The sequence below is a fragment of the Caulobacter sp. NIBR1757 genome (assembly GCF_027912495.1).
Classification (GTDB): Bacteria; Pseudomonadota; Alphaproteobacteria; order Caulobacterales; family Caulobacteraceae; genus Caulobacter.
In genome coordinates this window covers 215,796-239,676 of sequence record NZ_CP115463.1, presented here as the reverse complement: position 1 = coordinate 239,676, position 23,881 = coordinate 215,796, and the positions used below count along the sequence as shown (strand labels likewise).

General features: G+C 68.6%; 24 protein-coding genes and 1 tRNA gene. 14 read left to right on the top strand and 11 right to left on the bottom strand.

Features of this window, described 5'->3' with window-relative positions:
- Positions 1–6 precede the first annotated feature (6 nt).
- The 3 genes from rpsA to aroA all read right to left on the bottom strand — a co-directional run bounded on the left by rpsA (position 7) and on the right by aroA (position 4,073).
- Positions 7–1,719, bottom strand: a complete 1,713-nt coding sequence (gene rpsA / locus O5I81_RS01205) for a 30S ribosomal protein S1 (protein ID WP_271067118.1) — start codon at positions 1,717–1,719, stop codon at positions 7–9.
- 121 nt (positions 1,720–1,840) lie between these two features.
- A complete protein-coding gene (gene cmk / locus O5I81_RS01200; protein ID WP_271067117.1) occupies positions 1,841–2,479 on the bottom strand; it encodes a (d)CMP kinase in 639 nt (212 codons plus the stop codon).
- A 271-nt stretch (positions 2,480–2,750) separates the two neighbouring features.
- The gene (gene aroA, locus O5I81_RS01195; protein WP_271067116.1) at positions 2,751–4,073 is read right to left on the bottom strand and encodes a 3-phosphoshikimate 1-carboxyvinyltransferase; all 1,323 of its coding nucleotides are present in this window, start codon (positions 4,071–4,073) and stop codon (positions 2,751–2,753) included.
- A gap of 122 nt (positions 4,074–4,195) precedes the next feature.
- Between aroA and O5I81_RS01190 the strand changes: the two genes are divergently transcribed.
- The 4 genes from O5I81_RS01190 (at position 4,196) to O5I81_RS01175 (ending at position 7,897) form a co-directional block, all read left to right on the top strand.
- The gene (locus tag O5I81_RS01190) at positions 4,196–4,687 is read left to right on the top strand and encodes a TIGR02300 family protein (protein WP_271067115.1); all 492 of its coding nucleotides are present in this window, start codon (positions 4,196–4,198) and stop codon (positions 4,685–4,687) included.
- Positions 4,688–4,831: 144 nt separating this feature from the next.
- A tRNA-Ala gene (locus tag O5I81_RS01185) sits at positions 4,832–4,907 on the top strand.
- 134 nt (positions 4,908–5,041) lie between these two features.
- A complete protein-coding gene (locus O5I81_RS01180) occupies positions 5,042–7,654 on the top strand; it encodes an ATP-binding protein (protein ID WP_271067114.1) in 2,613 nt (870 codons plus the stop codon).
- 48 nt (positions 7,655–7,702) lie between these two features.
- Positions 7,703–7,897, top strand: a complete 195-nt coding sequence (locus O5I81_RS01175) for a hypothetical protein (protein WP_271067113.1) — start codon at positions 7,703–7,705, stop codon at positions 7,895–7,897.
- On the opposite strand, the gene O5I81_RS01170 is transcribed toward O5I81_RS01175, so the two are convergent.
- Positions 7,894–8,949, bottom strand: a complete 1,056-nt coding sequence (locus tag O5I81_RS01170; RefSeq protein ID WP_271067112.1) for a tetratricopeptide repeat protein — start codon at positions 8,947–8,949, stop codon at positions 7,894–7,896. The two genes, O5I81_RS01175 and O5I81_RS01170, sit on opposite strands and share 4 nt — an antisense overlap.
- A 124-nt stretch (positions 8,950–9,073) precedes the next feature.
- On the opposite strand from O5I81_RS01170, the gene O5I81_RS01165 reads away from it, so the two are divergent.
- From O5I81_RS01165 to O5I81_RS01140, 6 genes are all read left to right on the top strand, one after another.
- Positions 9,074–9,499 carry an Hsp20 family protein gene (locus O5I81_RS01165; protein WP_271067111.1) on the top strand — a complete coding sequence of 142 codons (426 nt, stop codon included), beginning with the start codon at positions 9,074–9,076 and terminating at the stop codon, positions 9,497–9,499.
- A gap of 47 nt (positions 9,500–9,546) precedes the next feature.
- Positions 9,547–9,804 carry a DUF1150 family protein gene (locus O5I81_RS01160; RefSeq protein ID WP_271067110.1) on the top strand — a complete coding sequence of 86 codons (258 nt, stop codon included), beginning with the start codon at positions 9,547–9,549 and terminating at the stop codon, positions 9,802–9,804.
- Between the two features lie 207 nt (positions 9,805–10,011).
- Positions 10,012–11,001, top strand: a complete 990-nt coding sequence (locus tag O5I81_RS01155) for a M23 family metallopeptidase (RefSeq protein ID WP_271067109.1) — start codon at positions 10,012–10,014, stop codon at positions 10,999–11,001.
- Between the two features lie 39 nt (positions 11,002–11,040).
- Positions 11,041–12,021: an alpha/beta fold hydrolase gene (locus tag O5I81_RS01150; RefSeq protein ID WP_271067108.1), complete on the top strand. Its 981-nt coding sequence runs from the start codon at positions 11,041–11,043 to the stop codon at positions 12,019–12,021.
- 171 nt (positions 12,022–12,192) lie between these two features.
- A complete protein-coding gene (locus O5I81_RS01145; RefSeq protein ID WP_271067107.1) occupies positions 12,193–13,131 on the top strand; it encodes an ABC transporter ATP-binding protein in 939 nt (312 codons plus the stop codon).
- Entirely contained in the window at positions 13,128–14,408 is a 1,281-nt protein-coding gene (locus O5I81_RS01140; RefSeq protein WP_271067106.1) for an ABC transporter permease, read from the top strand. Before O5I81_RS01145 ends, O5I81_RS01140 begins: the two co-directional genes overlap by 4 nt.
- A gap of 1 nt (position 14,409) precedes the next feature.
- Here the strand turns inward: O5I81_RS01140 and O5I81_RS01135 are convergent, their stop codons facing one another.
- The 4 genes from O5I81_RS01135 to mdh form a co-directional block, all read right to left on the bottom strand.
- Positions 14,410–15,033: a carbonic anhydrase gene (locus O5I81_RS01135; RefSeq protein WP_271067105.1), complete on the bottom strand. Its 624-nt coding sequence runs from the start codon at positions 15,031–15,033 to the stop codon at positions 14,410–14,412.
- 3 nt (positions 15,034–15,036) lie between these two features.
- Complete coding sequence (gene maiA / locus O5I81_RS01130) at positions 15,037–15,669, bottom strand: maleylacetoacetate isomerase (RefSeq protein WP_271067104.1); 633 nt, start codon at positions 15,667–15,669, stop codon at positions 15,037–15,039.
- A complete protein-coding gene (locus O5I81_RS01125) occupies positions 15,669–16,310 on the bottom strand; it encodes a fumarylacetoacetate hydrolase family protein (RefSeq protein ID WP_271067103.1) in 642 nt (213 codons plus the stop codon). The genes maiA and O5I81_RS01125 overlap by 1 nt, the downstream gene beginning before the upstream one ends.
- A 101-nt stretch (positions 16,311–16,411) precedes the next feature.
- Entirely contained in the window at positions 16,412–17,374 is a 963-nt protein-coding gene (gene mdh, locus O5I81_RS01120) for a malate dehydrogenase (RefSeq protein ID WP_271067102.1), read from the bottom strand.
- 134 nt (positions 17,375–17,508) lie between these two features.
- On the opposite strand from mdh, the gene O5I81_RS01115 reads away from it, so the two are divergent.
- A complete protein-coding gene (locus O5I81_RS01115; RefSeq protein ID WP_271067101.1) occupies positions 17,509–18,558 on the top strand; it encodes a MaoC family dehydratase in 1,050 nt (349 codons plus the stop codon).
- Positions 18,559–18,748: 190 nt separating this feature from the next.
- Positions 18,749–19,168: an HIT domain-containing protein gene (locus O5I81_RS01110; protein ID WP_271067100.1), complete on the top strand. Its 420-nt coding sequence runs from the start codon at positions 18,749–18,751 to the stop codon at positions 19,166–19,168.
- A gap of 12 nt (positions 19,169–19,180) precedes the next feature.
- Here O5I81_RS01110 and O5I81_RS01105 read toward each other — a convergent pair whose 3' ends face one another.
- Positions 19,181–19,939, bottom strand: a complete 759-nt coding sequence (locus O5I81_RS01105) for a hypothetical protein (protein ID WP_271067099.1) — start codon at positions 19,937–19,939, stop codon at positions 19,181–19,183.
- The gene (locus O5I81_RS01100) at positions 19,936–20,814 is read right to left on the bottom strand and encodes a CoA ester lyase (protein ID WP_271067098.1); all 879 of its coding nucleotides are present in this window, start codon (positions 20,812–20,814) and stop codon (positions 19,936–19,938) included. The genes O5I81_RS01105 and O5I81_RS01100 overlap by 4 nt, the downstream gene beginning before the upstream one ends.
- Before the next feature lie 111 nt (positions 20,815–20,925).
- On the opposite strand from O5I81_RS01100, the gene O5I81_RS01095 reads away from it, so the two are divergent.
- Positions 20,926–21,306 (top strand): DUF2237 domain-containing protein, encoded by a 381-nt coding sequence (locus tag O5I81_RS01095; RefSeq protein WP_271067097.1) that lies wholly within the window; start codon positions 20,926–20,928, stop codon positions 21,304–21,306.
- A 60-nt stretch (positions 21,307–21,366) separates the two neighbouring features.
- Here the strand turns inward: O5I81_RS01095 and O5I81_RS01090 are convergent, their stop codons facing one another.
- Entirely contained in the window at positions 21,367–22,863 is a 1,497-nt protein-coding gene (locus O5I81_RS01090) for a CoA-acylating methylmalonate-semialdehyde dehydrogenase (protein WP_271067096.1), read from the bottom strand.
- 107 nt (positions 22,864–22,970) lie between these two features.
- Between O5I81_RS01090 and O5I81_RS01085 the strand changes: the two genes are divergently transcribed.
- Positions 22,971–23,852, top strand: a complete 882-nt coding sequence (locus O5I81_RS01085; RefSeq protein ID WP_271067095.1) for a LysR family transcriptional regulator — start codon at positions 22,971–22,973, stop codon at positions 23,850–23,852.
- Positions 23,853–23,881: the final 29 nt, after the last annotated feature.

The following is a 23,881-nucleotide window of genomic DNA, read 5'->3' as shown; positions in this document are numbered from 1 at the left end:
AAGGGTTTAGTCCTTCGAGGCCTTCTCGCGCAGGGCCGCGCCGAGGATGTCGCCCAGCGAAGCGCCCGAGTCCGAAGACCCGTACTGCTCGATGGCGGCCTTCTCGTCCATCATCTCCAGGGCCTTGATCGAGACGGACACCCGACGGGCGGCCTTGTCGATGGCGGTGACCTGGGCGTCGACGCGGTCGCCGACGGCGAAGCGTTCCGGACGCTGCTCCTGACGATCGCGCGACAGGTCCGACTTACGGATGAAGGCGGTCATCGGGGCGTCTTCTTCACCGAACTTCACTTCGATACCACCCGAGGTGATTTCGGTGACGGTGCAGGTGACGGTCTGGCCCTTGCGGAAGCTGTCGCCGGCCAGCGGGTCGCCGGCCAGTTGCTTGACGCCCAGGCTGATGCGTTCCTTCTCGACGTCGACGTCGAGAACGCGCGCCTTGACCATGTCGCCCTTCTTGTACTTGGCCAGGGCTTCTTCGCCCGACACGGCCCAGTCCAGATCGGACAGGTGGACCATGCCGTCGATTTCCCCGTCCAGGCCGATGAACAGGCCGAACTCGGTGGCGTTCTTGACTTCGCCTTCGACGGTCGAACCGATCGGGTGATCGGCCAGGAACTTCTCCCACGGGTTGGCCGCGGCCTGCTTGAGGCCCAGGCTGACCCGGCGCTTGGAGCTGTCGACGTCGAGCACGATGACGTCCACTTCCTGCGAGGTGGAGACGATCTTGCCGGGGTGGACGTTCTTCTTGGTCCAGGACATTTCCGAGACGTGCACCAGACCTTCAACGCCGGCTTCCAGCTCAACAAACGCGCCGTAGTCGGTGATGTTGGTGATGCGGCCGGTGAACTTGGCGCCGACCGGGTACTTGGCTTCGACGCCGTCCCACGGGTCCGACTGCAGCTGCTTCATGCCGAGGCTGATGCGCTGGGTGTCGGGGTTGATCTTGACGATCTGGACTTTCACCGTGTCGCCGACCGCGAGCACCTGGCTCGGGTGGTTGACGCGCTTCCAGCTCATGTCGGTGACGTGCAGCAGGCCGTCGATGCCGCCGAGGTCCACGAACGCGCCGTAGTCGGTGATGTTCTTGACGACGCCTTCGCGGATTTCACCCTCTTGCAGCTGGCTGACCAGCTCGGTGCGCTGTTCGGCGCGGGCTTCTTCCAGGATGGCGCGACGCGAGACGACGATGTTGCCGCGCGGACGGTCCATTTTCAGGATGGCGAAGGGCTGTTCCTTGCCCATCAGCGGGCCGACGTCGCGCACGGGGCGGATGTCGACTTGGCTGCCGGGCAGGAAGGCGCTGGCGCCGCCCAGGTCGACGGTGAAGCCGCCCTTGACGCGGCCGACGATGGCGCCGTTGACCGGCTCGTTGCGGGCGAAGACTTCTTCCAGACGGGTCCAGGCTTCTTCGCGCTTGGCTTTTTCGCGGCTGATGACGGCTTCACCGAGGGCGTTCTCGACGCGCTCGAGGAAGACCTCGACGGTGTCGCCGACCTTCAGGGTGGCCTTGCCGTCGGCGTCGACGCCGAATTCCTTGACGCTGATCCGGCCCTCGGTCTTCAGACCGATGTCGATGATCGCGACGTCCTTTTCGATCCCGACAACCTTGCCCTTGATCACGGTGCCTTCAGCGAAATCGCTGGCGCCGCCAAGGCTTTCGTTGAGGAGCGCCTCGAAGTCGGCGGTGGTCGGGTTGAAGTTCATATCATCAGCCATGTGGCTACTTACGTCTCTGTTGGGGAACGACGGATGGCGCGAGGCCTTGGAGTCCGGGCGTTCGGTTGAGTCAGGTGGGGTACTGAAGGGCCCGCGGTTTCAGAGGTGCGGCGCGGTTGGATTAGGCCTTTTGGCCACGCGCCGTCTCGACAATGCGGCGGGCCGCATCGAAGGCGCGGTCTATATCCATTTCGGTGGTGTCTAGCAACACCGCGTCATCGGCGATGACCATCGGGCTGTCGCTGCGGGCCGAGTCCCGCTCATCGCGGATGCGGATATCGGCGAGGATGTCCTCATAGGTCACCTGTTCGCCCTGGCCGGTCAGCTGTTTCCAGCGGCGGGTGGCGCGCACCTCCGGCGAGGCGGTGACGAACAGCTTTGCATCTGCTTGTGGGGCAATGACGGTGCCGATATCGCGGCCATCGATGACCACGCCCGGCTCCTGGGTCGCGAAGGTCCGCTGGAAGGCCCGCAGGGCCTCGCGGACCGGCGTATAGGCGGCCACCCGGCTGGCGGCCTCGCCGGCGGCCCGGGTGCGGACCTCGGGGTTCTCCAGGGTGGCGGGATCGAGCGTCTTTGCGACGCGGGTGGCGTGGTCCATGTCGGACAGGTCCCCGCCCTCGGCCAGCAGGCGAACCCCGACGGCGCGATAGAGCAGGCCCGAGTCGAGAACCGGATAGCCGTAGAGGGCCGCCAGTCTGGTGGCGATGGTGCCCTTGCCGGAGGCGGCGGGGCCATCGACGGCGATCACGAAGCCCATCGGAAGGCCCTCCCTCTCGAGGCGAGGCTATCGCAGATGACAACCGGCGCCCAAGACAGGGTCAGTTGCCGTGAGAGGTCCCTTCTCCCCTTGCGGGAGAAGGTGGCGCGAAGCGCCGGATGAGGGGTCGATAGGTCTTTCAGCCGCGCAGGGGTGTTGGCGAAGGGCCGTGTCGGCGCCCGGGGAGCCCCCTCATCCGACGCCTTCGGCGCCACCTTCTCCCGCGAGGGGAGAAGGAAGCCCAGAGGTGAACTCACGATCGAACGGGAATTCATCCGACGTCAGCCCCCAGGCCGCTCATCAGGTCCACGAACCCCGGGAAGCTGGTGGCGATCATGCCGGGCTCATCGACCTCGATGTCGCCCTGGGCGGCCAGGCCCAGCACCAGGTGGCTCATGGCGATCCGGTGATCACCGTGGGTGACGACCCTCGCCCCGCCGCGGACCGGGTGATTGGCCCCCTTCGTGCCGACCACGGTGAAGCCCTCCGGCTCCTCCTCGACACCGATGCCGCAGGCGGCCAGGCCATTGGCCATGAGCGCGATCCGGTCGCTTTCCTTGACCCGCATCTCGCCGACGCCGCGCATCACCGTCGCGCCGGAGGCGAAGGCGGCCGCGACGGCCAGGATGGGATACTCGTCGATCATCGCCGGCGCCCGCTCGGGCGGCACGACCACGCCCCTCAGGTCCGAGGACCGGGCGGTGATGTCGCCGACCGCCTCGCCGCCGGCATCGCGGCGGTTGGCGATGGTCAGGTCGGCGCCCATCTCGATCAGGGTGTCGAACAGGCCGGTGCGCAGGCTGTTGAGCATGACGCCCTCGACCGTCACCTCGGAGCCGGGGGTGATCAGCGCCGCGACCAGCGGGAAGGCGGCCGAGGACGGATCACCGGGCACATCGACGTGGCAGCCTGTCAGCCTCTGGCCGCCCGCCAGCCTGATCAGCCGGCCTTCCGCTTCGTCCGACACCTCGACCACCGCCCCGAAGGCCCGCAGCATCCGTTCGGTGTGATCGCGGGTGGCTTCCGGCTCCAGCACCAGGGTTTCGCCGGCCGCGTTCAGTCCGGCCAGCAGCACCGCCGACTTCACCTGGGCCGAGGCCATCGGCAGTACATAGCGGATGCCGGTCAGCCCGCCGCCGCCGAGGGTCAGGGGCAGACGCCCGCCCTCCCGGCACAGCCAGTTGGCGCCCATCAGGCCGAGGGGGGTCAGCACCCGCCCCATCGGCCGCTTCTTCAGCGAGGCGTCGCCGGTGAAGGTCGCCCGCAGGTCGAACCCGGCCGCGGCCCCCATGATCAGCCGCACCCCGGTGCCGGCGTTGCCGCAGTCGATGATGTCGGCCGGTTCGGCGAAGCCGCCCTGGCCCTCGACCGTCCAGGCCTTTTCGCCGGTGCGTGTGACCTTTGCGCCGAAGGCCTGCATGGCCCGGCCCGTGGCCAGCACATCGTCGCCTTCGAGCAGGCCGGTGATGGTGGTCGTCCCGCTCGCCAAGGCCCCCAGGATCAATGCCCGGTGGGAAATCGACTTGTCGCCGGGCACGCGGATCGTTCCGCGCAGGGCCGCGCCGGGGCGGGCTCGGAGGGCGGCGTTGGTCATGCCGAGGCTTCGGCTCCCGTCGTTGCAGGCTGGAATTGGGGGAAAGCCTTTTGACAGCGCCCCTGTCGCGTGGCAAGGGAGCCGCCGCTTTTCCAACACCCCACATAGAGAGGCCGCCCGCTTTGGCCAGCCCAGAACTCGGCGTCAAGCAGCTCTGCCCGACCTGCTCGGCGAAATTCTATGACCTGAACCGCCGCCCGGCGGTTTGCCCCAAGTGCGGCGACTCGTTCGATCCGGAAGAAGCGGTGCGTAACCGCCGCGTGCGCGCCCGCGCCACGCCCGTCGATTACGAGGACGAGGTCGAAAAAGACGAAGACGCCGCCGAAACCAAGAAGAAGGTCGCCCCCGAAGACGAGGACGGCTTCGAGGAAGAACCCGACACCACGCCGGAAATCGACGACGAGGCCGCCGCCGAGCCGCTCGAAACGGACGATGAGGAAGGCGACGCCGCCGCCAAGCCGGCCGACGACATCGGCGTCGATTTCGCCGACGACGAGGAAACCCTCGACGAGGAAGAAGCCGACGACGTGCCGTTCCTCGAGGACGAAGACGACGACGACTTCCCGGAAGACGAGATCGACGGCCTGCCCGGCGAGGGCGACGACGACGTCTGACAATTTTCCAATGCGGCCGGGACGTTTCGACACGTCCCGGCCCGCAGCGGAAAAAAACTGGCGGGGAAGGCTTGATCGGCGAAAGCTGACAGACTAAGACCCCGCCTCTCGCCGCCGGGCCACCGACGACGAGCCCGAACTTTCGGGGCTATAGCTCAGCTGGTAGAGCGCTTGAATGGCATTCAAGAGGTCAGCGGTTCGACTCCGCTTAGCTCCACCATAAGGGCCGCATCCGACGAGGATGCGGCCCTTTCCATTTTTCCCCTCTTCAACCGGAACCGTCGGGTAGCTGACGTATTCTGACTTGCGGGCAGTTGCGTCGCCCCGGGGGCGGATCATGTCGGGGCCGATTTCGTGACAGTTGAGGGCGACCAGGGCGGCGCCACGCCGTGGTTTCTCGCCGGCGGCGGCGAGATGGGCCGGCGCATGCGCGCCTTCGACTGGGCCGCCACGCCGATCAGCGGGCCGGAAACCTGGCCCGAGGGGCTGCGCACCCTCGTCGCCCTGATGCTGGACTCCCGGCACGGCATGTTCATCGCCTGGGGCCCGTCGCTGATCTGGATGTGCAACGACGCCTTCATGCCCATCCTGGCCGACAAGGGCCCGGGCGCCCTGGGCGCTCCGACCGCGCAGGTCTGGGCCGACGCCTGGCCCACCGTCGGGCCGCTGTTCGATCAGGTCCTGCGGGGCGAGGCCCAGCGGTTCGAGGACCTGCCGGTGCCCCTGGTCCGGGACGGCGAGACCGTCGAAGCCTTTTTCAACTTCTCCTACAATCCGGTGCGCGACGGCAGCGGAACCGTCGGCGGCGTCTATGGGGTGGTCACCGAGACCACCGACAAGGTTCGCGCCATCTCCGCCCTGGGGTCGCAACGGGAGCAGTTCGCCCGTCTGTTCGACCAGGCTCCCAGCTTCATGGCCATGCTGAGCGGTCCCGAGCACCGCATCGACCTCGCCAACCCCGCCTACATGAAGCTGGTCGGTCACCGGCCGGTGCTGGGGCTGACGGTGGAGCAGGCCCTGCCGGAGGCCGTCGCCCAGGGATTTGTCGGCCTGCTTGACCGGGTCTACCAGACCGGAGAAGCCTTCGTCGCCAGCAACGCCGAGATCGGGCTGCAGCACGAGCCGGGGGGCCCGATCGATCAGCGCAGGCTCGATTTCGTCTATCAGCCGATCCGCGACGCCGACGGCCAGGTCAGCGGCATCTTCCTCGAAGGGGTCGATGTCACCGAGCGGGCCGTTCTCGAACAGCGCCGCCTGGCGCTCGTCGAACTGGGCGACCGCATCCGCGACTTCGAAGACCCCGACGAGCTCGCCTTCGCCGCCGCCGAGATCCTCGGCCGCACCCTGAATGTCAGCCGCGCCGGCTATGGGGTCATCGATAAGCAGGCCGAGACCATCACCATCGCCCGCGACTGGAACGCGCCGGGCATCCAGAGCCTGGCCGGTGTGCTGCAGTTCCGGGACTACGGCACTTACATCGAGGACCTCAAGGCCGGCCGCACAGTGGTGATCGAGGACGCGCACCTCGATCCGCGATCGGCCGACACCGCCGCCGCCCTCAAGGCGATCAGCGCCCAGGCCTTCGTCAACATGCCGGTGACGGAAGCAGGGGATTTCGTCGCCCTGCTCTACCTCAACCACGCGGAGGCCCGGCCCTGGAGCGAAGAAGAGCTGGCCCTGGTCCGCGAGGTCGCCGACCGCACCCGCGCCGCCACCGAACGGCGCCGGGTCGAGACCGAGCTTCGCAACCTGGCCGCCACCCTGGAGGAGCAGGTCGAGGCCCGCACGGCCGAACTGCGCCAGAACGAGGAGGCCCTGCGCCAGGCCCAGAAGATGGAGGCCGTCGGCCAGCTGACCGGGGGCCTGGCCCACGACTTCAACAACCTGCTGGCCGCCGTCAGCGGCAACCTCGAACTTCTGGAGATGCGGCTGCGCGATGGCCGCCTGAACGGGCTGGGCCGCTACATCGACAACGCCCAGGGCGCCGCCCGCCGCGCCGCCGCCCTGACCCAGCGGCTGCTGGCCTTCTCGCGACGCCAGACGCTCGACCCGCGTCCCACCGACGTCAACCGGCTGATCGGCGGGATGGAAGACCTGATCCGGCGCAGCGTCGGTCCCGATATCGAGGTCGAGATCGTCGGCGCTGCCGGCCTGTGGGCGGCGCGGATCGATCCCTCTCAGCTGGAAAACTCCCTGCTCAACCTCTGCATCAACGCCCGTGACGCCATGGCCCCGGACGGGGGCCGGATCACCATCGAGACGGCCAACACATGGCTGGACCAGCGGGCCGCCGCCGAACGCGACCTGCTCCCCGGCCAGTACCTGTCGATCTGCATCACCGACACCGGCTCCGGCATGACTCCCGAGGTCATCGCCCGCGCCTTCGACCCCTTCTTCACCACCAAGCCCTTGGGCGAGGGGACGGGGCTGGGCCTCTCCATGGTCTACGGCTTCGCCCGCCAGTCGGGGGGCCAGGTGCGGATCTATTCGGAGGTCGGCCAAGGGACGACCATGTGCCTCTACCTGCCGCGCTTCCATGGCGAGGCCGAGGTGGTGCGCGGCCCCGAGATGGAGGCGCCCGGCCACGGCGACGGCGAGACGGTGCTGGTCATCGACGACGAGCCGGCCATCCGGGCCCTGATCGTCGAGGTGCTGCGGGACAGCGGCTATCGCCCCCTCGAGGCCGCCGACGGCCCCGAGGGCCTGAAGATTCTGGCCACCGGCGCGAGGGTCGACCTGCTGATCACCGACGTCGGCCTGCCCGGCGGCATGAACGGCCGCCAGGTCGCCGACGCCGCCCGCGTCGATCGCCCCGACCTCAAGGTGCTGTTCATCACCGGCTACGCCGAGAACGCCGCCGTCGGCAACGGCCACCTGGCGCCGGGGATGGAGGTGATGACCAAGCCGTTCGCGATGGCCGCGCTGGGCAACAGGATACGGGATCTGATCGAGCGCCAGCGCGGTTGACTCAACCACTGGTCGATGATGTCGTCCGTTCAAATTTCGAGGTGGCGGATGATCGTCGTTCCGACCTGGCTCTACATCCTGTTCGGCGTCGTCGCTGTCGCCGCCTATCCCGTCGCGGTGGTCTATGCGATCGCCACCAACAACAGGCCGCTGCAACGCAAGCTCTGGGGCTATCTCAAGCCGGTGCTGATCTGGGGCGGCCTGTTCGCCGTGTTGATCGCGATCCTGCTGCTCACGCGCTAGCGGGGATCTCCGTACTTGCGCTTCCAGGCGATCTTGATCTCCTCGGCCTTGCGGCGGTCCTCCACGGACAGGTCCTTCCCCATCTGCTCCAGCAACACCCCGGCATTCTTGTCGCCGCCCTCGCGGGCCATTTCGGCGTAGGCCTGGCCGGTCACGGCATCGACCGGGCCGCCCTCGCCGGTCATCATCATCAGGCCCAGGCCGCGCAGGGCGTGGGCCGAGCCGCGTTCGGCGGCCTTGCGGTACCAGTCTCGGGCCTGGGCGTCGTCTTCCCGCACGCCCTGGCCGACGGCCAGCATCACCGCCGTGCTGATCTGGCCCTCGATATAGCCGCCCTCCCCGGACTTGCGCACCCAGGTCCAGGCCTCGGGGGCATCCATCCGCACGCCGTCGCCGTTGAGCAGGGCCATGCCGTAGTACCACTGGGCCCGCTCGTCGCCGAGTTCGGCCGCATGGCGGAAGTATTTCGCCGACCGGGCGGCGTCCCGCTTCCGTTCGCCCCAGCCGGCCTGATAGCCGCGAGCCAGCAGGTAGAAGAGATCGGCATTGTTCGGCTCGCGGTTCTCGGCCATCTCGAGCAGGTCCATGCCGCCCTTGAGGAACGGGTTGGTCCCGCCCTGGCCGAACAGCATGGCCCGGCCGATCGGATAGAGCACGGTGGAGGCCAGCACCTCGTCCTGGGCCAGGGGCTTGAGCATGGCGATGGCGCGGGCGTCGTTGGCCTCATCGTCGTCGAGCAACAGCCGGCGACCGAGGTTGGAGGCGGCCACCTTCGAGCCCTTGGCGATCGCCTGTTCGTAGAGGGCGGTCGCCTCGACCGTATCGGCCGGCGCCCCGACGCCCATCCAGAGGAAGCCGGCCAGACCGTTGATCGCCTCGGCGTCGCCGGTGGCCGCCGCCTTGCGCATCAGCGCCAGGGCCGTGACCTGGTCGGTCTCGGCCAGTTTGCTGGCCTGCATCATCATGTCTTCGCCGGGCGCCGTCTTTTCCGCCGCCATCACCGGCGCCGCCACCAACGCCGCCACCAACACCAGACCGGCAAAACCCCGCATCGCCCCCTCCGTCTTGCGAACTCCGCCGACAATCGCCACCTATCGTTCAAGCCGCAAGGGCTGGCGCCGATCTCGGGCCGACCCAGGGCGGGAGTCGCTTGAACAGGACTCGAGGACGAAGACGATGACGACCCGAACCGTGTTGTTCGACAGCCCCTTCCTGCTGGGCTTCGACCACACCCGCGGCCTGATCGAACGGGCCCAGCGGGCGGCCACCGAAGGCTATCCCCCCTATAACGTCGAGGCCCGCGAAGGCGGCGGACTTCGCATCACCCTGGCCGTGGCCGGCTTCTCGCCGGACCAGCTGGAGGTGACCATCGAGGGCGAGATGCTGACCGTGGCCGGCAAGCGCGGCGACGGCGCCGAGAGCCAGGACCGGGCCTTCCTGCACCGCGGCATCGCGGCCCGGGGGTTCCTGCGAACCTTCATCCTGGCGGACGGCATGATCGTGGGCGAGGCCACCCTCGAACACGGCCTGCTGCACGTCGATCTGGACCGGCCCAAGGCCGAGCGTGTGATCCAGAAGATTCCCATCCGGACCGGTGGCTGAACCATACGCACCTGTCCCGCGTTGCTTTTGTGAAGGAGGTGGTCTCAATGACACCCGTTAGATTGACCAACGAAGCCTTTGCCGCCCTCGGCGGCCCGAGCCTGGTCTATGTGCGCCCCGTGACCGGCGCCGAGATCATCGCCTCATCGCCGGCCGCGGCCCTGGCCCATGTCGAGCTCGAACCCAACCAGACCCTCTACGCCGTGCACCGTGCCGATGGGGAGCGCCTGGCCGTAATGAGCGACAAGGACAGCGCCATTTCGGCCGCCCTGGCCCACGAACTCGCCCCCGTTTCGGTCCACTAGCGACCGCGAACCTGAGGGTCGCGCCGGCCTGGCGCGACCCGAAAGGTTGCTTTTCAGACACCAACCCCGTACTAGGCCGCCCTCATCTCGCCAGATTGACCGGGCTTATGCGCCGCTCGATCTGCTCCCAGGCGAGCTCCCTTGTCGCGTCCGATCATCCAACCTCGTTGATCGAACCTTTGGCGCGGCCCAGTACGAGGTTGACCAGTGAACACCAGCGTATCGGCTCAGAAGAGCCCCTACAGCGCCGCTATCCCGGTCGTCGCCGGCATCGTCGGCGGCGCCTTCGCGATGACCGCCGCCTTCGCCATGGGCAGCGTCGCGCGCCCCGACCGTCCCTCCGATGTCATGGTCGTCGCCAAACAGGCCCCCAAATCGGCCGGCAAGGCCAACCCCCACCTCGTCTCCGCCTCGCGCGACCCGATGCTGAAGGTTCTGGCCTTCAACGCCCCGGTTTCCGGCTTCTCGATCAACTCCCCGTTCGGCATGCGCCGCATGCCCTGGGAAGAGGGCGGCCGGCTGCATGAAGGCGTCGATATCGCTGCTCCAGCCGGAACCCAGGTGACCGCCACCCTGCCCGGCGTCGTCACCCGCACCGGCATGAGCCTGTCCTACGGCCGCTTCATCGAGGTGAAGCATGAGGACGGCCTCGTCTCCTTCTACGCCCATCTGTCGGGCACGGCGAAGGGCCTGAAGGCCGGCTCGCCGGTGACCGCCGGCCAGACCATCGCCTATGTCGGCGGTAGCGGCCGCTCGACCGGCTCGCACCTGCATTTCGAAATCCGCCAGAACGGCCGGCCGATGAATCCGGCCCTGTTCATCGGCCGCAGCTTCGCCTCGGCCGAGCTGCTGCCGGTCAAGGACGCCCTCAAGGTCGGCCGCACCCGCGTCGCCGTGGTCTCCAACTGGCCGGCCAGCGTCCGCGCCGCGGCCAACAACACCGCCGGCCAGGGCGGTCCCGCCATCGTCCAGCTGGCGTCGAACGACGATGGCCGCGTCCGTGCGGTGATCACCAACACCGGCCCGATCCAGATGGTCGCCCGCGACCCGGCCAAGGCCGCCGAGGCCCGCGCCAAACTGCGGGTCCTGCAGGAGGCCGGCGGTCCCAGGCTGATGGTCGAGGAGGTCAACAAGCCGGCCCCCAAGGCAGCCGTGAAGGCCCCGCCGGCCGACGACGAACCGATCCCGACCTCATAGGGCCTTACGGCGGGCCCCGGACGTCCCTAGATTGACCCCATGCTCAGAACCGCCGTTCGCCGGACTGTCTGGGGGGTCAGTCGCGGCGTCGCCGTGCTGGCGCTCGCCCTGCTCCTCGCCATCGCCCTCGGAGGCCTCGTGTCCGCATTCGCCGCCGCCAACCCGCCCGGCCGCCTGGTCGATATCGGCGGGCGCAATCTGAACCTTGTCTGCGCCGGGCCGGCAACGGCGGACGGTCCGCTGGTCGTCTTCGAGGCCGGCGCTTTCGGCCTGTCGGCCGACTTCGGGGCCGTGCAGGAAGGCCTCGCCGCCAGGGGCGTGCGCAGTTGCGCCTACGACCGCGCCGGGCTTGGCCGCTCCGATCCGGGGCCCAGCCCGCGGGACTCCACAGCCATCGTCGGCGACCTCGAAAAGCTGCTCGCCGCCTCCGGCGAAAAGGGACCCTACCTGCTGGTCGGTCATTCCATGGCCGGGCTGCACCTGCGGCTGTTCACGGCCCGCAACCGCGCCGATGTCGCCGGCCTGGTGCTGCTCGACGCGGCGCCGCCGGAGGCCGCCGACCTGCCGGTGGCCAGGACCTGGATCGGCCGTTTCGGGACGGCCTCGCATGTCGCCGGGGCGGCGGCGAGCCTGGGGCTGTTCAAGCCGCTCGCACCCTTCATGGGCGATGGCATCGGCCTGCCGCCGACGGCCGCCGCCGAGAAGAAGCGGGCCTTCGCGTCGGGGCGGCATAACCGCTGGTCTGCGCGGGAGGTGAGCCTGTGGCTGGCCAGTTCGGCCCAGGGCAAGGTGATGGCGCCGTACGATCCCGCCCTGCCGGTCGGGGTGGTCACCGCCGGACCTCAGCGCCAGGGGGCGCTGTCGGACTGGAAGCGCTTCCAGTCAGAGCCGGCGCGGGTCAGCAAGACGGGCTTCCACATCAACATCGACGACGCCAGCCATGCGGGCATGCTGGGGCTGGGGCATCGGGATGTGGTCGTCGATGCGATCCTGCGGGTTCGGGCGGCGGCACTTCCCTGATCTGTCATCCTCCGGCCGCGAAGCGGACCGGGGGACCCATCTTTCGGCGTGAAGACTCGCGGGAATCTTTCCCGAGCCGCCCTGGGTCCCCCGATCGCCCTGCGGGCGTCGGAGGATGACAGAGTAAGTTAACTGTGACCGCCGCACTCTGCCCGCAATACGGGAGACCCCATGGACGCCGCGCTTTCCCTGACCCACGTGACCAAGCGCTACGGCGCGTTCACGGCGGTCGATGATCTCAGCTTCACCGCCCAGCGGGGCCGCATCCTCGGCTTCCTGGGACCGAACGGGGCCGGCAAGACCAGCACCCTGCGCATGGTGCTGGGCCTCAGCGAGCCGACCAGCGGGTCTCTCAATGTCCTCGGCGCCCCCGACGGGCGCAGCGTGCGCGACCGGATCGGCTTCCTGCCCGAGGAGCGCGGCCTCTACCGCCGCATGACCCCGATCGAGGCCATCGTCTTCCTGGCCGGCCTCAAGGGCGTGCCGGCTCCCCTCGCCCGCAAGCGGGCGATCGCCATGCTGGAAGAGCAGGGACTGGGCGAGGCCCAGAACCGCCAGATTCGCCAGCTGTCCAAGGGCATGGCCCAGAAGGTGCAGCTGATCGCCGCCGTCGCCCACGAACCCGAGCTGGTCATCCTCGACGAGCCATTCAGCGGCCTCGACCCGGTCAACCAGCAGACCCTGGAAGCCACCATCCGGGGGCTCGCCCAGCGCGGCGCCACGGTGGTCTTCTCCACCCACGTGATGCAGCACGCCGAACGCCTGTGCGAGCACGTCGTCCTGCTGGCCAAGGGCCGCAAGGCCTTCGACGGCAGCGTCGCCGAGGCCAAGGCCCGCGCGCCCCGCGCCCTGGTGCTGGAGGGCCAGCTGGACGCCGCCGCCGCCGGCGCCCTGCCCGGCATCGCCGGCGTCACCGCCACGCCCCTGGAGGCTGGCGGACAACGGCTGGTTTGCGCGCTGGAAGCCAACGCCTCGGGACAGGAGGGGCTGAAGAAGGCTTTCGCGCTCGGCCTCGACATCCAGCGCTTCGAACTGCGCGAACCCAGCCTGCACGACGCCTTCATCGTCCTCACCGGCGAACAGCTCGATCATCCGGAGATGGCCGCATGAGACGCCTGCTCCGCATCGCCCAGCGCGAATACGTCGCCTATGTCCGCACCGTCGGCTTCTGGCTTTCGATGCTGGCCCTGCCGCTGGGCATGGCTCTGGTCATGGGGGCCAGCGGCTGGATGGAGGCGTCCGCCCCGCCGCCGGCCCTGGTGCTGATCGACCAGACGCCCGGCCAGGCCTACCTGGCCCCGGTGACCGAGGTGCTGACCGCGAAAAACGGCATCGGCCGGCCGCGCAACGAGGTCGTCGCCCCGCCCATCACCCTGCCCGCCGACCCGGCCGCCATCGGCCCGGCCCTGCAACCCTGGCTGGCCGGTGACAGCCGCCTGCCGGGCAAGCGCAAGCTGGCCGGCGCCTTCGTCATCCATGGCTCGGGCGAAGCGGTGGCCGTCGACGTCTGGACCGACAACCCGCTGCTCGGCGCCACAGAATCGATCCGCCAGGCCATCGCCGGCCGCATGACCCAGGCCAAGCTCGAGGCCGCCGGGGTCAGCCCCAGACTGCTGGCCGACGCCCAGGCGCTGGAGCCGAAGATCACCGACTTCTCGCCCAAGGCGGCCGGCAAGGCCTCACTGCTGACCCGCCTGCCGGGGCTGATCGGCTTCGGGGCGGCCATGCTGCTGTGGAGCGTCATCTTCACCGGGGCCGGCATCCTGCTGAACGGCGTCATCGAGGAGAAGTCGTCGAAGGTGCTGGAGGTGCTGCTGTCATCGGCCACGGTGCCGGAGATCCTGTTCGGCAAGATCCTCGGCGTCGCCGGGGTGACCTTCACGGTTCTCGGCGTCTGGGGCGCGGTTGGGGCCGTGCTGATGAACATCTTCGCCCCGGACCAGGCGGCCGGCATCGGCCAGGTGCTGTTCAGCAATGGGCTGCTGTTCTATTTCGCCTTCTATCTGATCTGCGGCTACCTGATGTATGCCTCGGTGTTCACCGCCATCGGCAGCTTCTGCGAGACCACTCGCGAGGCCCAGACGCTGCTCGGCCCGATCATGATCCTGCTGACCGTGCCGGTGATCTTCCTCAGCCAGGCCCTGCGGCGGCCCGATACGCCGGCCCTGGAAATCCTCTCCTGGGTCCCGCCCTTCACGCCGTTCATGATGACCGCCCGCGCCGCGTCAGGCCCGCCGATCTGGCAGGTGATCGCCACCGGCATCCTGATGCTGGCCACGGTCGCCCTGGTCATGTGGATCGCCGGCCGGGCCTTCCGGGCCGGAGCGCTGTCGACCGGCAAGGTCGACCTGAAGATCCTGATCGCGAAGCTGCGGGGCGGGGAATAGCCTAAAAGTCGTACAGCCGGTCCGACACTTCGTCGAAGTTGCTGACCGTGACGCCCAGGTCGTTCACCAGGCCGTTATGCAGGCTGTAGACCCAGCCGTGCACATTCAGCGTCTGGCCCCGGGCCCAGGCGTCCTGGACGAAGATGTCCGAGGCGACGTTCTTGACCTGGCGGATGACGTTCAGCTCGACGAGCCGATCCCACTTGGCGCGGTCGCCGTCGATGGCCTCGAGGTCGTGGCGGTGGTGTTCGTGCACCTCGCGGATCGGGTGCAGCCAATGATCGACCAGGCCGCGCCGCTTGCCGTCCACCGCCGCCGCCACGCCGCCGCAGCCGTAGTGGCCGACGACCAGGATGTGCTCGACCTTCAGCACATCGACCGCGAACTGCAGGACACTGAGGTAGTTGGCGTCCTGCGGCGGAGCCAGGTTGGCGACGTTGCGGTGGACGAAGAGCTCGCCCGGGTCGAGATCGACGATTTCGTTGGCTGGAACCCGGCTGTCGGAACAGCCGATCCACAGGTACTTCGGGCTCTGCTGGTTCTCCAGCCGCTTGAAGAAGTTGGGATCGACCTGGGTCTTTTTCAGCGACCAGGCGCGGTTGTTGGCTTTGAGGTCCTCGAGCATGGATCAGACCTTTGCGTCAGGTTGCAGGTTGGGGTGTGCCCCGGCTATGGCCGGGTGTTTCAGGGCGTACTCGCCGGCCGCGACCAGGGCGGGATAGGGCGACAGGTCCACGCCAAATCGGTTGGCGTTATAGATCTGCGGGACCAGCAGGCAGTCGGCCATGGTCGGCGTCTCTCCGAACGCATAGCCGGCCCCGTGCCGGGCGATCATCGGCTCCAATGCCGCAAACCCCTCGTCGATCCAGCGGGCGACCCAGCTGTTGCGGCCGTCCTCGGCGATGCCCATGGCGCTCAGCGCCTTGAGGACGCGCAGGTTGTTGAGCGGGTGGATGTCGCAGGCGACGATGTCGCACATGGCCCGCACCCGTTGCCGATCGAGCGGGTCCTTCGGCAGCAGCGCCGGTTCGGGATGGGTCTCTTCCAGCCATTCGAGGATGGACAGGGTCTGGGTCATCACCTCGCCGTCCACGTCAAGCGCGGGGACCAGGTGCTGGGCGTTGATGGCGCCGTAGGCCTCGCCCCGCTGTTCGCCGGCTGCCAGATCGACGGGGATGTAGTCGTAGCTGAGGCCCTTGAGGGCCAGGGCGATGCGCAACCGATAGGGCCCGGAGGCGCGCCAGGCGCTGTAGAGCTTCATCAGACGATCTCGAAGCTGAGCGAACCGACCCCTTCGACGGAGCCTTCGACGAGGTCGCCCTTGCTGACCGCCGCCACGCCTTCGGGCGTGCCGGTGAAGATCAGGTCGCCGGCCTGCAGGTCCCACAGCTTGCCGGCTTCCTCGACGATCTCGGGCACCGACCAGATCATGTCGCCGATGCGGGCCTTCTGGCGCACCTCGCCGTTGACCGACAGGCCGATGGCGGCGTCGCCAAGCGTCGCCAGCTTGCGGATGGCGCTGATCGGCGCGGAGTGGTCGAAACCCTTGGCGGCGTCCCAGGGCTGGCCCTTGGCTTTTGCCTGAGCTTGCAGGTCGCGCCGGGTCAGGTCGACGCCGACCGCATAGCCGAAGATGCCGTCCGGCCCGATGGCCACGACCAGTTCGATCTCGTGGTGCAGATCGGACGTCGCCGACGGATAGGGCACGTCCTGGCCGGGCGGCACGATGGCGTCGGCCGGCTTGGCGAAGAAGAAGGGCGGGTCACGGTCATCGCCGCCCATCTCGGCCCGGTGGGCGGCATAGTTGCGGCCGACGCAGAGGATGCGCCGCACCGGAAACGGCGCGTCGCCCTCGACCGGAACGGTGGGGCGGGGGCGGAGGGTGAAGGCGTGCTCGGGCATGTTGCTCAGTTAGCGCCGCGCGTGGTCGGGCGCTACCCCCGGACACGCAACGGCCCTCCCCCCGGATCGGGAGAAGGGCCGCTTCGTCGCCTGGATGGCGCTTAAGCCAACGACGGCTCGATGGTCTTGCAGGCTTCGATCAGGCCCTGCACCGAGGCGACCGACTTCTCGAACATCGCCTTCTCCTCGTCGTTGGTCGAGAACTCGATGATGCGCTCGACGCCGCCGGCCCCGATGATCACCGGCACGCCGACATAGAGGTCCTTCAGGCCATACTGGCCGTTCAGGTAGGCGGCGCAGGGCAGGCAGCGCTTCTTGTCCTTCAGGTAGCTGGTGGCCATGGCGATGGCGCTTTCGGCCGGGGCGTAGAAGGCGCTGCCGGTCTTCAGAAGCTTGACGATCTCGCCGCCGCCGCCGCGGGTGCGCTTGACGATGCCGTCGAGCTCTTCCTGGGTCATCCAGCCTTGGGCAACCAGTTCGGGCAGCGGCAGGCCGGCCACCGTCGAGTGACGGACCATCGGCACCATGTCGTCGCCGTGGCCGCCGAGCGTCCAGGCGTGGATGTCCTCGACCGAGACGCCGGTCTTTTCGGCCAGGAAGTAGGCGAAGCGGGCGCTGTCCAGCACGCCGGCCATGCCGACCACCTTCTCGTGCGGCAGGCCGCTGAACTCGCGCAGGGCCCAGACCATGGCGTCAAGCGGGTTGGTGATGCAGATGACGAAGGCGTTGGGGGCATGGGCCTTGATGCCTTCGCCGACGGCCTTCATGACCTTCAGGTTGATGTTCAGCAGGTCGTCGCGGCTCATGCCGTCCTTGCGCGGCACGCCCGCGGTGACGATGCAGACGTCGGCCCCGGCGATGTCCTCGTAGGAGTTGGCGCCCTTCAGGGCCACGTCCTTGCCGAACACGCTGGTGGCTTCGGCGATGTCCAGAGCCTTGCCCTGCGGCGTGCCTTCGGCGATGTCGAACAGGATGACGTCGCCCAGCTCTTCGCGCGCGGCGATATGGGCCAGGGTGCCGCCGATCATGCCGGCGCCGATGAGGGCGATCTTGGCTCGAGCCATGGAGCAGGTCTCTCTGAAGTGAAGAAAAAGGGTCGCGGGCGGTCTAGACCCGCAGCCGTGCGCCCTCAAGCCCCCTTTCGCGGATGCGAAGGGCGCGGCATTAGACATCGGGCTAAAGCGGAGACCCCCGATCCATGTCGAAGACCGATCCCGGCAACTACTTCGAGGACTTCCGCCTCGGCCAGATCATCCGCCACGCCACCCCGCGCACGGTGACAGCCGGAGACGTGGCGCTCTACACGGCGCTGTACGGGCCCCGCTTTGCGCTGTTCTCGTCCGACGAATTCGCCCGCTCCTGCGGCCTGCGGGCCGCGCCGGTCGATCCGCTGATCGCCTTCCACATCGTCTTCGGCAAGACGGTGCCGGACATCAGCCTCAACGCCGTCGCCAACCTCGGTTACGCCGAAGGCCTATTCCTGGCGCCCGTGTTCCCGGGCGATACCCTGACCGCGACCAGCGAGGTCATCGGCCTGAAGGAGAACTCCAACCGCAAGACCGGCGTCGTCTACGTCCGCACCACGGGCGAGAACCAGGACGGCGAGCCGGTGCTCTCTTACGTCCGCTGGGTGATGGTCAGGAAGCGCGACGAGGCGGCGCAGATCGCCGGGCAGAAGGTCCCCGAGTTGAGGGCGGCCGTGCCGGCCTCCGACCTCATGATCCCCAAGACGCTCGATTTCGGCAGGTACGACTTCGCCCTGGCGGGCGCGCCGCACGCCTTCGAAGACTATGCGATCGGCGAGAAGATCGACCACGTCGATGGCATGGCCATCGAGGAGGCCGAGCACCAGCTGGCGACGCGGCTCTACCAGAACACCGCCAAGGTCCACTTCAACCAGTTCGAGCGCGCCAAGGACCCGTCCGGCCGACGGCTGGTCTATGGCGGGGTGGTGATCTCGACGGCCAAGGCCCTCAGCTTCAATGGGCTGCAGAACGCCGGGCTGATCCTCGGCATCAACGGCGGGCGGCACGTGAACCCCTATTTCGCCGGGGCTACGGTGTTCGCCTGGAGCGAGGTGCTCGACAAGGCGCTGCTGGAGCCGGGGATCGGGGCCCTGCGCCTGCGTCTGGTGGCGACCAAGGACCGGCCCTGCACCGACCTGCCCGACAAGGACGCCTCCGGCGCCTATCCGGCCGAGGTCATCCTCGATTTCGACTACTGGGCGGCGGTTCCTGCGCGGGGGTGATCCCCCCTCGCCCTTCCCCCCACTCGTCATCCTCGGGCTTGTCCCGAGGACCCATCGGTGGGCTGCCGCAAGCTCGTGGGATTGGCCCGTCGTTGCGACGCCTCTAGGGTTCGTGCGACCGACAAATGGGTCCGCGGGCCAAGCCCGAGGATGACGCGGGGCGAGCCCGAGGATGACGAAAGAGGGTGTGATGCCGGAATTCCAACTCGACCCAGCCTTCATCGCCACCAGCCACGCGGTCGGCGACCTGCCCCTCTGCCACGTCCGCCTGCAGGACGACGCCCGCTACCCCTGGCTGGTGCTGATCCCGCGCCTGGCGGGGCTGCGGGAGATCGAGGAGCTGACGGCTGCCGACCGGACGGCGCTGATCGAAGAGGCCGTGGCGGCGGGCAAGGCGGTCCGGGTGCTGGGCGGCCTGTCCGGCTTCGAGGTCGAAAAACTGAACGTCGGAGCGCTGGGCAATGTCACGGCGCAGCTGCATGTGCATGTGGTCGGCCGGCGGGCCGGCGACCCCGCCTGGCCGGGGCCGGTGTGGGGGCATAGCGCGGCCGAGGCCTATGACGACGCGTCGGATGCGGTGCTGGTGGCCGGCAAGGCCCTGGGTCTTTAGCGAGGCGACCGTCTATTGACGGCGGAGAGTCACCGACCGGGTGTTCCCCGCTTCCCACAGGGTGCCGTTCCAGCCGCCGCCGGCCGGATCCAGCTGCAAAATTGAGGGGTCCTGCGCGCCGCGCGGCAGGAAGCGGATGTAGACGCCGCCCGCAGCCGTGCGTTCGATGACATCGACCAGGCCGACCTGGCCGGCCGGCTGGCCCTGTTTCAGGGAGCGCCAGGCGCCTTCCAGGGTGACCGCGCCCGTCCCCTTGTCGACCAGCTGCAGGCCGTACAGCGTTCGGCCGTCGGTCCCGCGCACCACCCAGCCGCCGTCGAGCGGCCCTTGCAGGCCCTGGGCGGCGTTCAGGCCGCCCCGGACCCGGCTCTCATAGGCCTGTTCGACCTGAGTCGGCGGGGCCTCGGGCGTGCGGGAAAGCTCGTCGATCATCACCGGCCGGTCGAGTTGCGGCAGTCGGGAGGTCGGGGCAATCGGTGTGTAGGGGGCGGGAGGCGAATAGGCGGACGGCGGGGCGGGCGCGGGCAGGGCGGCGCCCGCCCCGGGGTCCTCGGCGTCCCCGTCGGCGCTTTCGCTATTGGCCTGGGAGGCGGCGGCGGCGTCCGGGGCGGTAGCCGTCGGCGATTCGGCCGCGTCGTCGTCCATGCCCTCGGCAGCGGCCAGGCCGGACAGCACATCGCCGATCGGATCGGACGAGGCCGGCTGTTGCTGGGCCAGGACGGGCCCGGCCAGCAGGGCCATCACGGCGGCAAGGACGAAGGCCTGCCTCATGCGGCGTCCGCTTCGGCGATGGCCTCGGCCACGGCCACCAGGCGTTCGGCCTGGGACAGGTGCAGCAGCTCGGCCATGCGGCCCTCGACGCGGATGGCGCCCTTGCCGGCATTTTCCGGCAGGGCGAAGGCGGCGATGACGCTGCGCGCCCAATCGACCTCGCCGGGGGCCGGCGAGAAGACCAGGTTGCAGGGCTCGATCTGTTTGGGATGGATCAGGGTCTTGCCGTCGAAGCCGAACTGCACGCCCTGCTGGCAGACGTCGATCAGACCTTCGATGCTCTCGATGTCGTTGTAGACGCCATCGAGGATGGTCAGGCCGTGGGCCCGGGCGGCCGCCACCGACAGGCTCAAGGGGCCCCAGAAGGGCGCCCGGTCGGCCGTCTGATGGCAGCGCATCTCCTTTGCCAGGTCGTTGGTGCCCATCACCCACGCACTCAGCCGCGTGTCTTGCGCTGTGGCGGCGATCTCGTTGAGGGCGAACAGGGCGGCGCAGGTTTCGATCATCGCCCACAGCTTCGTGCCGGCCGGCGCCTTTTCGATGGCGGCGTCGTAAGCCTTCACATCGGCGGCGCTGCTGACCTTGGGAACCAGGATGGCGTCGGCGCCGGCCCCGGCCGCGATGGCCAGGTCATCGGCGCCCCAGGGGGTGTCGAGGCCATTGGTGCGGATGACCACCTCACGGCGACCGAAACCACCCGCCTTCACGGCTTCCACCGCCTGCAAGCGGGCCATCAGCTTGGCCTCGGGGGCCACGGCGTCTTCCAGATCGAGGATGACCACGTCGCACGGCAGCGAGCGGGCCTTCTCGATGGCCTTGGCGTTCGAGGCGGGCATGTACAGGGCGCTGCGGCGGGGACGAGGGGTGTCGGTCATGGATCGTTTCGGTGCGCGGAGGGTCCCGCTTCCTTAGCGTTGCAGGGCCCGTGCCGCCAGACCGCAACGGCCTCTCTGGCGGCGATGCCCGGTTGCGGGCAGGATGGGGCCATGACGCGTTACGATCCCCAAGCCCTCAACGTCCTCGGCAGCGAGCTGATCCCCTGTTCGCTGGACCCGGTGACCGGGTTCTTCCGCAATGGCTGCTGCGAGACCGGGCCACAGGACACCGGACTACACACCGTCTGCGCGGTGATGACCGCCGAGTTCCTGGCCTATAGCGCCCGGCGCGGCAACGACCTCTCCACCCCGCGCCCGGAGTACGGCTTCGCGGGCCTCAAGCCCGGCGACCGCTGGTGCCTCTGCGCCCCGCGATGGAAGGAGGCGCTGGACGACGGCTGCGCCCCGCAGCTGGTGCTGGAGTCCACCCATGAGGAAACCCTGGCCATCGTGCCGCTGGGGATTCTCAAGGACTATGCCGTCGTCGCGTAGGGCCCGTCAGGCGGAAGTGTTTGCGGTTCCGCCGCCCGGACGGGCCCTACAGCTCAAGGCCTACTTCATCGTCGGGATGATGAAGCTCGAGTCAGCCATCTCGCCCTCCGGCCAGCGCGCCGTAACCGTCTTCACCTTGGTCCAGAACTTCAGACCTTCCATGCCGTGCTGGTTGGTGTCGCCGAAGGCCGAGCGCTTCCAGCCGCCGAAGGTGTGGTAGGCGACCGGCACCGGGATCGGCACATTGATGCCGACCATGCCGACATTGACCCGGGCCGCGAACTCGCGGGCCACACGGCCGTTGCGGGTGAAGATCGCCACACCGTTGCCGTACTGGTGCTTGCTGGGCAGTTCGAGGGCCTCCTCGAAGCTGTCGGCGCGGACCATCTGCAGCACCGGGCCGAAGATCTCCTCGTGGTAGGTCTTCATGCCGGGCTTGACCCCATCGAACAGGCTGGGGCCGATGAAGAAGCCCTTCTCGTAGCCCTGCAGCTTGAAGTCGCGGCCATCGACGACCAGCTCGGCGCCCTCGTCCTTACCGATCTGGATGTACTCGGCGATCTTGGCGCGGTGGGCGGCCGAAACGACGGGGCCGTACTGGGCCTCGGCGTCGTTGGAGACACCGACCTTCAGGGTCTCGATCTCGGCGATCATGCGTTCGCGCAGTTCGTCGGCGGTCTTCTTGCCGACCGGGACAACGACGGGAAGCGCCATGCAGCGTTCGCCGGCCGAGCCGAAGGCGGCGCCCGACAGATCCTTCACCACCTGGTCCATGTCGGCGTCGGGCATGACGATGCCGTGGTTCTTGGCCCCGCCCATGGCCTGGACGCGCTTGCCCGCCAGCGTGCCCTGCGAATAGACGTAGTGGGCGATATCCGAGGAGCCGACGAAGCTGACGGCCTTGATGTCGGGGTGCTGCAGAATGGCGTCGACGCTGACCTTGTCGCCATGGACAACGTTCAGCACGCCGGCCGGCCCGCCAGCCTCCATCATCAGTTCGGCCAGACGCACCGGCACTGACGGGTCCTTTTCCGAGGGCTTGAGGATGAAGGTGTTGCCGACCGCGATCGCCACCCCGAACATCCACATCGGGATCATGGCCGGGAAGTTGAACGGGGTGATGCCGGCCACCACGCCCAGGCTCTGGCGCATGGAATAGACATCGATGCCGGGCCCGGCGCCCTCGGTGTATTCGCCCTTCAGGGCGTGCGGGATGCCGCAGGCGAACTCTATCACTTCCAGGCCACGCTGGATGTCGCCCTTGGAGTCGGCGATGACCTTGCCGTGCTCGCTGGACAGCAGCTCGGCCAGGTCCTGCATGTTGGCCTCGACCAGCCGCTTGAACTCGAACATCACCCGCGCCCGGCGCTGGGGATTGGTCGCCGACCAGCCCTGGTGGGCTTGCAGCGCCACCTGAACAGCGGCGTCCAGTTCACCGGCTGTGGCCAGGGCGACGCGGGCCTGGACCTCGCCGGTGTTGGGATTGAAGACGTCGCCGAAGCGGCCCGAGGTCCCGACCAGGGTCTGGCCGTTCACGAAGTGCTGGATGTCGCGCATGGGGCGCTCCCTGGCGGATGTCGGAAAAGGATGGGGGGCCAATAGCACTCCCGCGCCGAACCGCGTATTGCAGACTTGCATGTGACAATCCGCAGAAATGCATAGCCATGTTTGACTGGGACGACCTGCGCATCTTCCTCGCCGCCGCCCGGGCCCGTTCCCTGTCGGCCGCCGCCCCGCGCCTGGGCGTCGACGCGGCCACGGTGGGGCGTCGCATCGCCCGTCTCGAGACCTCGCTGAAGTCCACCCTGCTGATCCGCTCGGCCGGCGGACTGCAGTTGACCTCGGCCGGCCAGCGCCTGTTCGAGATCGGGTTGGAGGCGGAGGCGGCCATGGATTTGGCCAGCCGCAGCGCCGATCCGGACGCCGCCGGCGGCACCGTGCGGATCACCGCCGCCGAGGGTTTCGGCACGACGGTCATCGCCCCGGCCCTGCCCACCCTGCGGCTGGCCCGGCCCGACATCCGCATCGAGCTGGCCGCCAGCACCGGCTTTCTGTCGCTGACGAGGCGCGAGGTGGACATGGCCATCACCCTCAGCCCGCCGGTCTCGACCCGGCTGGCGGTGCAGCCGCTGACCGACTACCGGCTCGGCCTCTACGCCTCGGCTGGCTATCTCGACCGCATGGGTCGGCCAGCCTCGGTCGAGACCCTGAAACGCTACGAGATCGTCGGCTATGTTGATGACCTGATCTTCGCGCCTGAACTGCGCTACCTTGACGAGGTCGCGCCCGGCCTGCGGCCGTCCCTCTCCAGTTCCTCGATCCGCGCCCAGCGCGAGATCATCGCCGCCGACGGCGGCATCGGCGTGCTGCCCTGCTTCATGGCCGCCGGGCTGGAGCGGGTTCTGCCCCGGGAGGTGGACCTCAAGCGCGGCCTGTGGCTCAGCACCCATCGCGACGTCGCCGACATCGCCCGCATCCGGTTGGTCAGGTCCTGGCTGATCGACCTGGCCGCAGCGCAGTCAGAAAACCTCAACCCGGCTGTCTGACAAACCCGCTTCACCGCCATTCAAACGAA

What these genes read in the sequence shown, in the direction of transcription:
- rpsA (WP_271067118.1), bottom strand. Translation starts at nt 1,719, where the DNA reads ATGGCTGATGATATGAACTTCAACCCGACCACCGCCGACTTCGAGGCG.
- O5I81_RS01170 (WP_271067112.1), bottom strand. Translation starts at nt 8,949, where the DNA reads ATGCGGGGTTTTGCCGGTCTGGTGTTGGTGGCGGCGTTGGTGGCGGCG.
- O5I81_RS01095 (WP_271067097.1), top strand. Translation starts at nt 20,926, where the DNA reads ATGACGCGTTACGATCCCCAAGCCCTCAACGTCCTCGGCAGCGAGCTG.
- O5I81_RS01150 (WP_271067108.1), top strand. Translation starts at nt 11,041, where the DNA reads ATGCTCAGAACCGCCGTTCGCCGGACTGTCTGGGGGGTCAGTCGCGGC.
- O5I81_RS01100 (WP_271067098.1), bottom strand. Translation starts at nt 20,814, where the DNA reads ATGACCGACACCCCTCGTCCCCGCCGCAGCGCCCTGTACATGCCCGCC.
- O5I81_RS01105 (WP_271067099.1), bottom strand. Translation starts at nt 19,939, where the DNA reads ATGAGGCAGGCCTTCGTCCTTGCCGCCGTGATGGCCCTGCTGGCCGGG.
- O5I81_RS01110 (WP_271067100.1), top strand. Translation starts at nt 18,749, where the DNA reads ATGCCGGAATTCCAACTCGACCCAGCCTTCATCGCCACCAGCCACGCG.
- cmk (WP_271067117.1), bottom strand. Translation starts at nt 2,479, where the DNA reads ATGGGCTTCGTGATCGCCGTCGATGGCCCCGCCGCCTCCGGCAAGGGC.
- O5I81_RS01145 (WP_271067107.1), top strand. Translation starts at nt 12,193, where the DNA reads ATGGACGCCGCGCTTTCCCTGACCCACGTGACCAAGCGCTACGGCGCG.
- O5I81_RS01115 (WP_271067101.1), top strand. Translation starts at nt 17,509, where the DNA reads ATGTCGAAGACCGATCCCGGCAACTACTTCGAGGACTTCCGCCTCGGC.
- O5I81_RS01125 (WP_271067103.1), bottom strand. Translation starts at nt 16,310, where the DNA reads ATGCCCGAGCACGCCTTCACCCTCCGCCCCCGCCCCACCGTTCCGGTC.
- mdh (WP_271067102.1), bottom strand. Translation starts at nt 17,374, where the DNA reads ATGGCTCGAGCCAAGATCGCCCTCATCGGCGCCGGCATGATCGGCGGC.
- maiA (WP_271067104.1), bottom strand. Translation starts at nt 15,669, where the DNA reads ATGAAGCTCTACAGCGCCTGGCGCGCCTCCGGGCCCTATCGGTTGCGC.
- O5I81_RS01090 (WP_271067096.1), bottom strand. Translation starts at nt 22,863, where the DNA reads ATGCGCGACATCCAGCACTTCGTGAACGGCCAGACCCTGGTCGGGACC.
- O5I81_RS01165 (WP_271067111.1), top strand. Translation starts at nt 9,074, where the DNA reads ATGACGACCCGAACCGTGTTGTTCGACAGCCCCTTCCTGCTGGGCTTC.
- O5I81_RS01175 (WP_271067113.1), top strand. Translation starts at nt 7,703, where the DNA reads ATGATCGTCGTTCCGACCTGGCTCTACATCCTGTTCGGCGTCGTCGCT.
- O5I81_RS01160 (WP_271067110.1), top strand. Translation starts at nt 9,547, where the DNA reads ATGACACCCGTTAGATTGACCAACGAAGCCTTTGCCGCCCTCGGCGGC.
- aroA (WP_271067116.1), bottom strand. Translation starts at nt 4,073, where the DNA reads ATGACCAACGCCGCCCTCCGAGCCCGCCCCGGCGCGGCCCTGCGCGGA.
- O5I81_RS01085 (WP_271067095.1), top strand. Translation starts at nt 22,971, where the DNA reads ATGTTTGACTGGGACGACCTGCGCATCTTCCTCGCCGCCGCCCGGGCC.
- O5I81_RS01135 (WP_271067105.1), bottom strand. Translation starts at nt 15,033, where the DNA reads ATGCTCGAGGACCTCAAAGCCAACAACCGCGCCTGGTCGCTGAAAAAG.
- O5I81_RS01140 (WP_271067106.1), top strand. Translation starts at nt 13,128, where the DNA reads ATGAGACGCCTGCTCCGCATCGCCCAGCGCGAATACGTCGCCTATGTC.